We start from the raw sequence: 12,234 nt of genomic DNA on the forward strand, positions 1-12,234 counted from the left end.
CAGTTGGCCGCCCCACCTCCCCCTTGTGGGGAGGTCGGACCGAAGGTCCGGGTGGGGGGTACTGGCGCTGACCCCCACCCCGCTGCTTTGCAGCGACCCTCCCCACAAGGGGGAGGGTAAAGAACGCGCCGGCCACCCGCCCAGGGAGACAGGCGGGCGGCCGGAAGGCGGCCGCTTATTTTTGCGGCGCCTGGTCGATGATCGACTGCATCGTCTCTTGTGCGTTGGCTATGGCGCCATCGACATCGTCGCCGAAGAAGACCTCGTTGATCATCTGCGTCCACGGCCCGTTGGCGGAGTTGATCAGGTCGTTGAACACCACCGAATAGGGTGTCTTGCCCTTGGCCATGGCCTCGGCGGCGATCTGGTAGCGCGGATCGAGATCCTTCAGCGCCTCCTTGGCGATGTCGCCGCGCACCGGCAGGCTGCCGTATTTGGCGAGGATGGTCTGGCCCTCGAGCGAATAGGCGAAATCGAGGAACTCCTTCACCACCGGCAGTTTCGTGGTGCCCTTGGTGACGACGAAATTGTCGCCGCCGGCAAAGGACGACCAGCCGCTGTCCTTGCCCGGCAGGAAGGTGACGCCGTAATCGATATCGGGATACTGGGTGTTGAGCGCGCCGATGGCGAAGGCGCCGGATGGCGAGATGCCGATATTGCCGGCGGCAAATGCCGCAAAGAAGTTGGCGCCGGTATCGGTCTGCGCGCCCGCCGGCACCAGATCCTTCTTGACCATCGAGCGGTAGAGATCGATGGCGCCGCGCAGCTGCGGGCTGTCCAGCGTCGCCTTCGAGCCGTCTTCGCTCAGGATGTCGCCGCCCGACGCCCAGATCAGGGGTGTGAAAGTGAAGATGTTGCAGCCGCCGCAATTGCCGGAGAAGTAGAAGCCCTTGATGTTGCCGCCGAGCGCGTTGACCTTCTCGGCATCGGCCGCGATCTCGGCCCAGTTGGCCGGACCTTTTTCGGGGTCGAGGCCGGCCTGCTTGAACAGCTTCTTGTTCCAGATCAGCACCGAGGCGTCGGCGGAGAACGGCAGCCCGTAAATGTGATCCTTGTAGGTTCCGGTCTTCACATGCGCCGGCGACAAGCTGGCAAAATAGGGCAGGGACTTTGCCCAGTCGGTGATGTCCTCCAATTGGCCGGCTGCGGCGAAGGACGGCGTGTAGATCAGGTCGAGCGACAGCGCGTCGGGCGCCGTGCCGCCGGCGGCCGCGGCACCGTATTTCGGGATGATCTCGGCATTGGGAATAATGTCGAGCTTGACCTGGTTGGTGTGCGCCTTGTTGTAGGCATCGACGATCCTCGGCATGAAATTCGAGCCGTCGGCGCGCACCCAGATGTTGGCCGTCTCGGCGGCGGCAGTGCCGAGACCGCCACCCAAAACAGCAGCGGCCAGGGTCAGTTTGGCAATCAGGTTCCTCATGTTCTCCTCCTCCAAGGTTGGCCGCGGGCCGCGGCTTGGCGCCGATTGCGCGGCGCTTCGTTTTCAGCCACCCGGCGGATGGCCGCATGACTGCCGCACCACCAGCCGGCACGGCAGTTTTCGAATGCCTGGCGCGGCGGGCTTGCCGCCGACCAGCGAAAGCAGGGTCAACCCGGCCTCGCGCCCGAGCGCGACCAGGTTCATGTCGACAGAGGTCAGCGGCGGGCGCGTCGCCTCGGCCACGATCTCCCAATTGTCGAAACCGATGACGCCGACATCCCTGGGGACGTCGAGCCCGCGTTCGCGCAGAGCATCGATGACGCCGCGCGCGATCTGGTCGTTGCCGCAGAAGACCGCGTCCGGCCTTTCGCTTTTGCCGTCAAACAGTTGCGCAACCGCCTGGTGACCCCAGGCTTCCGACCAGGAGCCGAGCAGCGGCTCGCTGACCGTCAGGCCGTTTTCGACGAGCACGTCGCGGTAAGCCTGGACGCGCGCGTGCACCACGGCAAAGCTCGCCGGCCCGGTGACGTGGGCGATGCGCTTGCGGCCCAGCCGGCAGAAATGCTCGACGGCCAGCCGGGCGCCGCCAACATCGTCCGAGACGAAAGCGACGGCGTCGGGATCTGGCTGCGTGAAAGCATAGATCACCGGGACGCGCAGATTGGAGAGGTCGACGGGGAGATGGCGATCGATGCGCTTGCCGGTGGCGATGATGCCGTCCACGCGCTTGTCGAGCATGGCGTCGACATGCATCTGGCCCAGCCGCGGATCCTCCTCGACATTGCACAGGAACACCGAGACGCCATTGTCGACCAGCGCGTCCGAAATGCCCGACATCAGCGGCAGCGAGAAGCGGCCATAGGTATCGTTGGTGAGCAGGCCGACGGTGAAGCTGCGGCGCCGGAGCAGGCTTTGCGCCAGGCTGTTGGGCCGGAAGCCAAGCCGCCGGGCGGTCTCGCGAATGCGTTCGCGCGTCTCGGCTGTCATCCGGCCCTGGCCGTTGAGCGCCTTGGATGCGGTGGCGACGCTGACTCCGGCCTGGGCGGCCACGTCACGCAAGGTGACTGGCTTGGAAAAGACCGGAACAGGCAGATCGTCCGATGGCATCGCGCCGAGATCCTTGGTTGGGAAAAGGTTTTCTCTTACCGAGCCGGATGAGGCCCGGCAGGTGGCCGAGCCCGACGACGATTGTTTGGGAAAACCTTTTCTCAGAAGAAGCTAAGCCAGATCGAATCGCTGTTCAAGGGGAAAAGTTGGTTGGCCTCCGCTCCTCTCCTCCAAAATGCAACGCGGGGTAAAAGCAGCCTCGGAAGCGCGTAGCTCTGGGGAAGAACGTCAGTCGCAGTGCTGGAGGCCCTCGGTCGAGACGGGGCGGGCTGCCGCTTGGGGCGTGAAGGATCGCAACTCTGCGCCGGAAGCGAGACCCGGCAAGGTTGGCTGGCGAACGCTCTGAAACTCGATCCGAAAATTCTGAACAATCCCTCGGGAGACGGCAAATCTCTGAAGCCTCGGTTCGATCCCGAGGCGAGGCCCCCAAAATTTGGCGTCCCAATCTGCCCCGGGCGCAGTCAGTTCCCACGAATAGATTGTGTGTTGCGAAGGCAGTACGGACTGGCCGTCAAAGCAATCCTGTCTTGAATTTGGCATGCAGGCGCTCGCGAAAAGAGTGCTATGGAAGGGGTGCGAGCGTAGTTGCTTCGCTTTTCCCTGACATTCGAGGCCTTTCGTGCGTGAACCGTCGCTGCTGCCCGTCTTTGGAAAACTTGGCCTCAAGGCCCCTGTCGCCTTGGCGGCGGCACCGGTCTCGTCGGCAGGTGTGCCGCACCTGCGGAAGCTTCTGGCCGTGCATGGCGGCATGGTGCTGAAACTGTCGGTCGTCGCCTGGACGGTGCTGATCCTGGGCGCCGTGTTTTTCACGATGCAAGGCTGACCGCCATGGCCAACCGCTACACGCTGCGCATGGAGCTTCCCCAGAGCTGGAGCATCATCGATGTCTTCACCGGCCAGCCTGCGGTTGTCCGGCAAAAGGTGATGGTCGGGATGGGGCCGCGCGAGGCCGAGGACATGGTCGTGCAGATGAATGTCCGCGACGTCAGACGCCGCGAAAGGGCCGAGCGCAAGACCTGATCGCGGTCAGCGCCAACTCGCCGCCATTTCAGCCGAAATCGGCCGCCGTCAGCACATACATGCTCTTGCGGGTGCGGTCATAGGCCTTCGACGCCACCTCGCGGATGGCGCTGCTCTCGGTGTCGAATGTCTGGAGATAACCGGCTTCATCGGCAGCTGTGCCCGGCCGCATCTTGGCCATGGCGTCGGCAGCGACGGAAAACGAGATCTGAAACATGCCGTCATGGCCAACGAAACGAATGCGCTGGCCCGCTTCGTCATAGCTGCGGCTGCGGTTGGGAAAGGTGAGGCTCATGTCTTGGCCTCCGTGGCTTTCTTGGTCACCCGCTTCTTCTTCGGCGTCGGATTGAGGGCCTCGGCGACACGATCGGCCTCTTCCTTGGCCAACCGAAGCTCCCTCAGCCTTGCCGTCTTGATCTCCCTGGCTCTTGCCTCGGACATATATTCGGCGGTCGCCTTGTTTTTCTCCGCTGTCTTCTTTTGCTTGTCGACAAAGCGGGCTTCAGCTTTTTCCATGATCGTCTGATTGCCTTCGGCCATCGAAGAAATCTCCCTTGTGCCTGAAATCGTGAAAGTGAACTTGTCCGATAAATAGGCACTCGATCGGCAAAATTCAATCTTTTGAATTATTTGACATTCTGCGGATATCACGAAACGGCCAGCCGAAATAATACTTTTGAATATTTAATGTGGTCCGCGAATAATTTTTGGCACTCCTATCTATCGAGTGCCAACGCGTCTATAGAGGAGGGGCGTGGCCGCCTGTGCCGGCCCCAGAAAGAAAGTTCCCATGAAATTTCGGCCACTCCACGACCGCGTCGTCATTCGTCGCGCCGAAGGCGATATCAAATCCAAGGGCGGGATCATCATCCCCGACACTGCCAAGGAAAAGCCGCAGGAGGGCGAAGTCATCGCCGTCGGGCCTGGCGCACGCGACGAAAACGGCGCGCTTGTTCCGCTCGACGTCAAAGCCGGCGACTTCATCCTGTTCGGCAAATGGTCGGGCACCGAGGTCAAGATCGACGGCGAGGACCTTCTGATCATGAAGGAAGCCGACATCATGGGCGTCATCGACAAGAGCGAGACCGGGATCATCGACAAGGGCGAGACGGCTGCAACCGACAAGACCGTGGCCGCCAAGAAAGCTGCCTGACCTCATTTTCTCCGAACGAACTGGATAAAAATCATGTCTGCCAAGGAAATCAAATTCTCCACCGATGCGCGCGACCGCATGCTACGCGGCGTCGAGATCCTCACCAATGCGGTGAAGGTCACGCTCGGCCCCAAGGGCCGCAACGTCATCATCGACAAGGCCTATGGCGCGCCGCGCATCACCAAGGACGGCGTCACCGTCGCCAAGGAAATCGAGCTTGCCGACAAGTTCGAGAACATGGGCGCCCAGATGGTGCGCGAAGTGGCCTCGAAGACCAACGACCTCGCCGGTGACGGCACCACCACCGCCACGGTGCTGGCCGCCTCGATCCTGCGCGAAGGCGCCAAGCTGGTCGCCGCCGGCATGAACCCCATGGATTTGAAGCGCGGCATCGACCAGGCGGTTTCCGCCGTGGTCAAGGAAATCCAGGCGCGCGCCAAGAAGGTCAAGTCGTCGGCCGAGATCGCACAGGTCGGCACCATCGCCGCCAATGGCGATGCCAGCGTCGGCGAGATGATCGCCAAGGCGATGGACAAGGTCGGCAATGACGGCGTCATCACCGTCGAGGAAGCCAAGACCGCAGAGACCGAACTCGATGTCGTCGAAGGCATGCAGTTCGACCGCGGCTATCTCTCGCCCTATTTCGTCACCAATGCCGACAAGATGCGCGTCGAGCTGGAAGAGCCCTACATCCTCATCCACGAGAAGAAGCTTGGCAATCTGCAGGCGATGCTGCCGATCCTCGAAGCGGTGGTGCAGAGCGGCAGGCCGCTGCTGATCATCTCCGAGGACGTCGAGGGCGAGGCTCTGGCGACGCTGGTCGTCAACAAGCTGCGCGGCGGCCTCAAGGTCGCGGCCGTCAAGGCGCCGGGCTTCGGCGATCGCCGCAAGGCGATGCTGGAAGACATCGCCGTGCTGACATCAGGCCAGATGATCTCCGAGGACCTCGGCATCAAGCTTGAAAACGTCACCATCGAGATGCTCGGCCGCGCCAAGCGTGTGCTGATCGAGAAAGACACCACCACGATCATCGACGGTGCCGGCACCAAGGCGACGATCCAGGCGCGCGTCGCCCAGATCAAGGGCCAGATCGAGGAGACGACCTCCGACTACGACAAGGAGAAGCTGCAGGAGCGGCTGGCCAAGCTCGCCGGCGGCGTAGCCGTCATCCGCGTCGGCGGCGTCACCGAGTCGGAAGTCAAGGAAAAGAAGGACCGCATCGACGATGCGCTGAACGCCACCCGCGCGGCGGTCGAGGAAGGCATCGTGCCCGGCGGCGGCGTGGCTCTGCTGCGTGCCCGCTCGGTGCTTGGCGGCCTGACCGGCGCCAATGCCGATGTCACGGCCGGCATCACGATCGTGCTGCGGGCGCTCGAAGCGCCGATCCGCCAGATCGCCGAGAATTCCGGCGTCGAGGGCTCGATCGTCGTCGGCAAGCTCACCGACAGCAAGGACCACAATCAGGGTTTTGACGCCCAGAACGAGGTCTATGTCGACATGATCAAGGCAGGCATCGTCGATCCGGCGAAAGTGGTGCGCACCGCACTGCAGGATGCCGGTTCGATCGCGGCCCTTCTGATCACCGCCGAAGCGATGATCACCGACGTTCCGCCGAAAGACGCTGCCCCGGCGGGCGGCGGTGGCGGTATGGGCGGCTACTAAAACCCGGGACTTGTCCGATCTGTTTGAGAGGTGAATGACGGCCCCGATCGGGGCCGTCATGATTCTCAAGATGATCGCAAAGTTTACGCATAGCTGCCTTGCCGTCCGGCTCAGCGCCGGGAGGCACCCCTGATCTTGCGGCTTTCGGAGGGGACGCAATCCACGCTAGACTGTGCAGGCGGCCGTCCTGGTTGCGGAGCTCGCCGGGACTTTGTGAAGCGATCGGACGAACCGCTATCCTCGATACGGAGACACGTTCATGTTTGCGGCCAAGGCCATCGATACCTCAGACAAGGCCGCGTTCTACCGCGACCTCGCCACTCAGCTTAAGGCGCTGCTCGACGGCGAGCGCGATTCGATCGCCAATGCGGCCAACACCGCAGCACTCATCTTCCAGATGGTGCCGGACCTCAACTGGGCCGGGTTCTATTTCCTGCAGTCGGACGAGGAAATGGTGCTCGGGCCGTTCCAGGGCAAGCCGGCCTGTGTGCGCATCGCCGTCGGCAAGGGCGTGTGCGGAACGGCGGTCGAACTCGGCACCTCGATGCTGATCAAGGACGTGCATGATTTTCCCGGTCACATCGCCTGCGATGCCGACTCGCGCTCGGAACTGGTGGTGCTGCTCGAGGACGATGAAGGCGTCTTCGGCGTGCTCGATCTCGACAGTCCGCTGCCCGGCCGCTTCGACAAGGCCGACCAGGCCGGCATCGAGACGCTGGCGGCGATCTATGCCGCGTCGAGTTCGTTCGAGGACTAGGCCCGGTTTAGACTAGGCGAATTTCACCAGCAGCAGGCTGAAGCAGCCGATGAACAGGAAGGCCGAGAAGGCGAGCGCCAAGGGGCGCAGGCCGCGTGAGCGCAACTGCGAGATGTCGGCCTGCAGGCCCATGGCGGCCAGCCCCATGGTCAGCATGATGGTGGTGGCGAGCGCCATTGCCGATTTCACCTCGGCCGGCACGGTGACGAGGCTGTTCAGCGCCACGATGGCGACGAAGGCGGCGACGAACCACGGCATGGGCGGCCGCGCCGCCACCTCACTGCTGCTCCTGCGGCGCGCCATCAGGCCGAGCGCGACGACCATCGGCGCCAGCATGGCGACGCGGGTCAGCTTGGCGACGGTGGCGATCTCGCCGGACTGGGTGCCGTTCTGGAAGCCGGCGCCGATGACTTGCGCCACTTCATGGATCGAGGCGCCGGCCCACAGGCCGAAAGCGTGCTGGTCGAGGCCGAGCATGGGCGCCATGAGCGGGAAGCCGAGCATGGCGACGGTGCCGAACAAGGTGATCGAGGCGACGGCGTAGGTGACGTCCTCGTCGCGCGCATCGGTGACGATGTTGGTGGCGACGATAGCCGAGGCGCCGCAGATCGAGGTGCCGGCGGCGATCAGCTGCGCCAGCTTGGCGTCGACGCCGATCAGCCGACCGAGCGTGATGGTGAAAACGAAGGTGGCACCAAGCGTGGCCGCGACAATGCCGACGCCGCCGGCGCCGATCGAGACGACTTGGCCGAGCGTCAGCTGGAAGCCGAGCAGCACGATGGCGAAGCGCAACAGGCGCCTTTGCGAGAATGCGATACCGGCTTTGGCGTGCACCGGTGTGCCCAGCACGTTGGAGTAGATCATGCCGGCAACGACGGCCAGGATCATCGGGCTGAACAAGGCGAAGCCGGAGACATTGCGGGCCGAGAAGGCGACCGCAGTGATCATCGTGACCAAGACGATGCCGGGGACGATGCCATTCCAGTTGAGGGATTTCCGTCCTGGTGTCAGATCGGCAGGAAAAGCGCTTTTCGGAATATCGTTCGCGAAGTGGGAAATGGAAGACAATGCAATGCTCCGGACGGGTGTGCCGGAGGAATGCCATTCCTCAAATAATCTTTCCAACGAATTATTTTCGTCATAATGATCGGTTTTTACGAACGATCGGTCGGGCATTGGCTGTGCGTCATCTTCTGGCCGACCTGGATTAAAGCTGCGCTTCGATCGCCGCCTTGTCGATCACCGACCAGACGTTCCTGATTGTGTCGTCGAGGAATTCATAGAAGACGTTCTCACTGAAGGAGATCTTCCGGCCGTTGATGGGCAGGCCGAAGAAGGTTCCCTTCGGCGTGCAGTTGAACTGGAGCCGGCTGGCTATGAACGGCGGTTCGGCGATTTGCAGTTGGATGTCGAAATAGAGGTCTGGGATCTCCCGAAAATCGCGCTCCAGCATTTCGCGGTACCCCGCCAGCCTGACGCGGTCGCCATTGTAGTGGACCTCGTCATGGACGAAGCGATGCAGATTTTGCCAATCCTGATTGTTGAGGCAGGCGATGTAGCCTCGATAGAGGTCGGTAACGGTCACGGCGATGGCTCCGGTGCTTGGTCTGGGTCGAGCAAAAAGATAGAACGACTGCGGGTGCAGTCCAGATGCGACATCGCCTGCCGGCGCGCCGCCTAGAACATGCCGCGGTCGTTGCTCCGCTGGTCGTCGTCCACCAGATGCGGCTGATAGATTCCCGTCCGCCGCCAAGGCCGGGCCGGGTCCGCCGGATTTGTGTGGATATCGGCGACGGCGATGGAGGGTGTTCCATTGGCCGGGCATTGCGCCGCCACCGGCCGCCGGGGGCAACGATTCCCGAAGGCGCGGTCAGGCTGTGTTGCGCGGGGAGGGAGAAACTGGCCCAGTAATTGTTGCTTGCCGCGCGTCCCTGCATCTCGACGGCGGCGGCGGTGATTGTCGGATGCGTCCTCCAGAAAATCGATGCTGTCCGCGAACAGCGATGCCGATCCGATCCAGACGGCTACGGCAAACTCGATCCCGAAATAGGCCAGGTTCAGGATGGCAACCATCCGCACCCTTGTTCAGCGTTCCGGTCATATTTTGTCCATCGATCAATTGCCGTTTATCGCAAGGCCCGCAGCGATTCCATGACATGAGACATTACCGATCGAGCAGCCGCCTTGACAGCGCCACGCATCATGTTCCAGCTTGGCGCCATGTTCGTCCTCGCGCCCACCAACACCAAGCGACGCCGCACCTGCACAGTGCGGAGCGGCAGACTGATTGCGCGACGACAAAGACCGGCAGGATAGATCCGGTTCGTTCGTTTCCAGCCCCGCCCGCGACACCGCCGGCGGGGGTTTTCATATCTGGAGCACTTTGATGACCAACAATTCTTCTATCCGGCTTCGGCCCGCCGAGCCCGCTGACGCCACCGCGATCCGGGATATCGTTCGTGCCGCCTATGTCAAATGGGTGCCGGTGATCGGCCGCGAGCCGCTGCCTATGCGCGCCGACTACGACAAGGCTGTTGCCGAGCATCCGTTCGATCTCGCCGTCGAGGATGGCGGCATTGTCGGGATGATCGAAACCATCCTGGCCGCAGATCACCTCTGGATCGAGAATGTCTGCGTGGCACCGGATGCGCAGGGGAGAGGGATTGGCCGGCTGTTGCTGGAGCTGGCCGAGCGCAAGGCAATCGAAGCAGGACGTGCCGAGCTTCGCCTGCTGACCAATGGCGCCTTCGAGGCGAATGTGTCGCTCTACAAGAGGCAGGGCTATGTCATCGATCGGGAAGAGCCGTTCATGGGCGGCATGACGGTCTATATGAGCAAGAGGCTCGCGGGATTACCGGCAATCTGACGAAGGAGTTCGATAATGGCTGCCAGGGTCAGGCTTAAGCAACTCCTAGGGCTTTACGCGGTTTCCCGGCTGGAGGCGGGCGAGATCATTCCCGGTTGGGCGGACGGGCCAGGCTTCGTCAGCATCACAAGGACTGACGACGAGCTTTCGATCGTTTGCTTGCAGGACCGCGTGCCGCATGCCGTCAAGCAGGATATCGACTGGGTGGCCTTCAAACTCGAGGGCCCGTTTGCCTTCGATGAAACCGGTATCGTGCTGTCGGTTATCAGGCCGTTGTCGGAAAACGGGTTGGGCATCTTCCTGGTGTCCACTTTCGATGGTGACCATCTGTTGGTGAAAGCGACGGATCAGGCCGCCGCGAGGCGGTTTCTGGTCGAGGCCGGGCATATCTTGCTGTAGTCCATCCTCACCACTACTCGCTGGCCCAACCGCTCTGGCTCAATCACTGCCGCACTGGCTCAACGACTTCGGGGGTTGCGTTTGACAGCGGCGTTTGTGCATCGTTATCTCCAGCCAGATATGACGGCCCGGCGCGGCCATGCGGCCAAGGAGAAAACCATGTCACACAATCTGCAATTCTATATCGATGGCGCGTGGGTCGATCCTGTTGTGCCCAACACATTGGACGTCATAGATCCCTCGAATGAGGACGCCTTTGCGCAGATTTCGCTAGGCTCCAAGGCCGATGTCGACAGGGCGGTGGCTGCCGCCAAGCGCGCCTTCAACAGCTTTGGTTTTACAGAGGTTGGTGAGCGGCTCGACCTGCTGAACCGCATCATCGCGGTCTACAAGAAGCGCAGTGGCGATCTTGCCGTCGCTGTGTCCCGCGAGATGGGTGCGCCGCGCCAGATGGCGTTGGACAGCCAGGTCGGCATCGGTCTTGCGCATCTGCAGAAGATGGCCGACGTGCTGAAGAGTTTCGAATTCCGCCACGTCAAGGGCAACCATCTGGTGGTCAAGGAGCCGATCGGCGTCGTCGGGCTGATCACGCCGTGGAACTGGCCGCTCAACCAGATCACCTGCAAGGTCGGTCCGGCGCTTGCTGCTGGCTGCACCATGGTGCTGAAGCCCTCCGAGATCGCGCCGCTCGACGCCATCATCTTCGCCGAAATCCTGGACGAGGCCGGCGTGCCGAAGGGCGTCTTCAACCTCGTCAATGGCGACGGTCCCGGCGTCGGCCAGGCGCTGTCCAGCCATCCCGACATCGACATGATGTCATTCACCGGCTCGACCCGCGCCGGCATCCTGGTGGCCAAGGCCGCCGCCGATACGGTCAAGCGCGTGCACCAGGAGCTTGGCGGCAAGTCGGCCAACATCCTGTTCGGGGATGTCGACCTCGCAAGCGCCGTCAGCAAGGGCGTCGCCGGCTGCTTCAGCAACAGCGGCCAGTCCTGCAACGCGCCGACGCGCATGTTCGTGCCGCGCGACCGCCATGAAGAGGCGGCCGGCTATGCCAAGGCCGCGGCGGAAAAGTTCACCGTCGGCCCCGCTGACGCCGCCGGCACCAAGCTTGGCCCGGTCGTCAGCCAGGTTCAGTTCGACAAGATCCAGGACCTGATCCAGGCCGGCATCGATGAAGGTGCGACGCTGGTGGCGGGCGGCCCAGGCCGGCCGGCCGAGCTTAACCGCGGCTACTATGTCAGGCCGACGGTGTTCGCCGACGTCACCCACGACATGCGCATCGCGCGCGAGGAGATCTTTGGGCCGGTGCTGGCGATCATGCCCTACGACAGCGTCGACGAGGTGGTCGAGACCGCCAACGACACCGTCTATGGCCTTGCCTCCTACATCCAGGCCAAGGACATGAAGAAGGCGCGCGAAGTCGCGGCGCGCATGCGCACCGGCAATGTCTACATCAACTATCCCCAATGGGACGCCGGCCTGCCGTTCGGCGGCTACAAGCAGTCGGGCAATGGCCGCGAGTATGCCGAATACGGGCTCGAGGATTTCCTCGAGATCAAGGGCATCGCAGGGTATGAGGCGGCAGAGTAGGCGGGGTACTGGCGGCGACTTTCAGGACTTGGGTTCCTCGCCCTCGCAAAGCGGGGGAGAGGTGGCCGCGAAGCGGTCGGAGAGGGGGCTGCGACGCTGGCAAGTTCCCTCTAAATCACCTAAGGCCGCGCCGCCCCCGCTCCGTCTCGGCTTCGCCGAGCCACCTTGTATCTACACGAGAGAGATTTCGTGGGATTAGAGCGATTGAGCCAAGGTCCGGGCGGCCGCCCGGACCTTGGCTTGGCGAAGTCGCC

Annotated in this window: 14 protein-coding genes and 1 pseudogene; 8 read left to right on the forward strand and 7 right to left on the reverse strand. The window is 62.7% G+C overall.

The features are described 5' to 3' along the window. Positions 1-175: 175 nt before the first annotated feature. Both NKJ11_RS29180 and NKJ11_RS29185 read right to left on the reverse strand, forming a co-directional pair. A complete protein-coding gene (locus NKJ11_RS29180; protein WP_128305584.1) occupies positions 176-1,423 on the reverse strand; it encodes an ABC transporter substrate-binding protein in 1,248 nt (415 codons plus the stop codon). A gap of 63 nt (positions 1,424-1,486) precedes the next feature. Further along, positions 1,487-2,530 carry a LacI family DNA-binding transcriptional regulator gene (locus NKJ11_RS29185; protein WP_352610837.1) on the reverse strand — a complete coding sequence of 348 codons (1,044 nt, stop codon included), beginning with the start codon at positions 2,528-2,530 and terminating at the stop codon, positions 1,487-1,489. Positions 2,531-3,149: 619 nt separating this feature from the next. Between NKJ11_RS29185 and NKJ11_RS29190 the strand changes: the two genes are divergently transcribed. Both NKJ11_RS29190 and NKJ11_RS29195 read left to right on the forward strand, forming a co-directional pair. Then, complete coding sequence (locus tag NKJ11_RS29190) at positions 3,150-3,353, forward strand: hypothetical protein (RefSeq protein WP_023809343.1); 204 nt, start codon at positions 3,150-3,152, stop codon at positions 3,351-3,353. A 5-nt stretch (positions 3,354-3,358) separates the two neighbouring features. Continuing rightward, entirely contained in the window at positions 3,359-3,550 is a 192-nt protein-coding gene (locus NKJ11_RS29195; RefSeq protein WP_023809342.1) for a hypothetical protein, read from the forward strand. A 28-nt stretch (positions 3,551-3,578) separates the two neighbouring features. Here the strand turns inward: NKJ11_RS29195 and NKJ11_RS29200 are convergent, their stop codons facing one another. Both NKJ11_RS29200 and NKJ11_RS29205 read right to left on the reverse strand, forming a co-directional pair. After that, positions 3,579-3,845, reverse strand: coding sequence for a DUF1488 family protein (locus NKJ11_RS29200; RefSeq protein ID WP_023809341.1), 267 nt, complete (start codon positions 3,843-3,845; stop codon positions 3,579-3,581). After that, positions 3,842-4,090, reverse strand: a complete 249-nt coding sequence (locus tag NKJ11_RS29205; RefSeq protein WP_023760015.1) for a hypothetical protein — start codon at positions 4,088-4,090, stop codon at positions 3,842-3,844. Before NKJ11_RS29205 ends, NKJ11_RS29200 begins: the two co-directional genes overlap by 4 nt. A 250-nt stretch (positions 4,091-4,340) precedes the next feature. Between NKJ11_RS29205 and NKJ11_RS29210 the strand changes: the two genes are divergently transcribed. The 3 genes from NKJ11_RS29210 to msrC all read left to right on the forward strand — a co-directional run bounded on the left by NKJ11_RS29210 (position 4,341) and on the right by msrC (position 7,122). Further along, positions 4,341-4,703: a co-chaperone GroES gene (locus NKJ11_RS29210; protein WP_023809340.1), complete on the forward strand. Its 363-nt coding sequence runs from the start codon at positions 4,341-4,343 to the stop codon at positions 4,701-4,703. Positions 4,704-4,736: 33 nt separating this feature from the next. Next, positions 4,737-6,365 carry a chaperonin GroEL gene (gene groL, locus NKJ11_RS29215; RefSeq protein WP_128305588.1) on the forward strand — a complete coding sequence of 543 codons (1,629 nt, stop codon included), beginning with the start codon at positions 4,737-4,739 and terminating at the stop codon, positions 6,363-6,365. 259 nt (positions 6,366-6,624) lie between these two features. Further along, complete coding sequence (gene msrC / locus NKJ11_RS29220; protein ID WP_127271638.1) at positions 6,625-7,122, forward strand: free L-methionine (R)-S-oxide reductase MsrC; 498 nt, start codon at positions 6,625-6,627, stop codon at positions 7,120-7,122. Between the two features lie 12 nt (positions 7,123-7,134). On the opposite strand, the gene NKJ11_RS29225 is transcribed toward msrC, so the two are convergent. The 3 genes and pseudogenes from NKJ11_RS29225 to NKJ11_RS29235 form a co-directional block, all read right to left on the reverse strand. Further along, complete coding sequence (locus NKJ11_RS29225) at positions 7,135-8,190, reverse strand: YeiH family protein (protein WP_128305589.1); 1,056 nt, start codon at positions 8,188-8,190, stop codon at positions 7,135-7,137. A 139-nt stretch (positions 8,191-8,329) separates the two neighbouring features. After that, entirely contained in the window at positions 8,330-8,707 is a 378-nt protein-coding gene (locus NKJ11_RS29230; RefSeq protein WP_023809335.1) for an ester cyclase, read from the reverse strand. A 371-nt stretch (positions 8,708-9,078) separates the two neighbouring features. After that, positions 9,079-9,195 (reverse strand): annotated as a pseudogene (locus NKJ11_RS29235) (cation transporter); the annotation flags it as partial. A gap of 313 nt (positions 9,196-9,508) precedes the next feature. Here NKJ11_RS29235 and NKJ11_RS29240 point away from each other — a divergent pair. From NKJ11_RS29240 to NKJ11_RS29250, 3 genes are all read left to right on the forward strand, one after another. Then, positions 9,509-9,988 (forward strand): GNAT family N-acetyltransferase, encoded by a 480-nt coding sequence (locus NKJ11_RS29240; protein WP_128305590.1) that lies wholly within the window; start codon positions 9,509-9,511, stop codon positions 9,986-9,988. A 15-nt stretch (positions 9,989-10,003) separates the two neighbouring features. Then, entirely contained in the window at positions 10,004-10,387 is a 384-nt protein-coding gene (locus tag NKJ11_RS29245) for an ACT domain-containing protein (protein WP_023809332.1), read from the forward strand. Between the two features lie 159 nt (positions 10,388-10,546). Further along, positions 10,547-11,980, forward strand: a complete 1,434-nt coding sequence (locus NKJ11_RS29250) for an aldehyde dehydrogenase family protein (RefSeq protein WP_352794832.1) — start codon at positions 10,547-10,549, stop codon at positions 11,978-11,980. The last annotated feature ends 254 nt before the right edge of the window (positions 11,981-12,234 follow it).

The organism is Mesorhizobium sp. M0243 (genome assembly GCF_040321775.1).
In the GTDB taxonomy this organism is placed as follows: domain Bacteria; phylum Pseudomonadota; class Alphaproteobacteria; order Rhizobiales; family Rhizobiaceae; genus Mesorhizobium.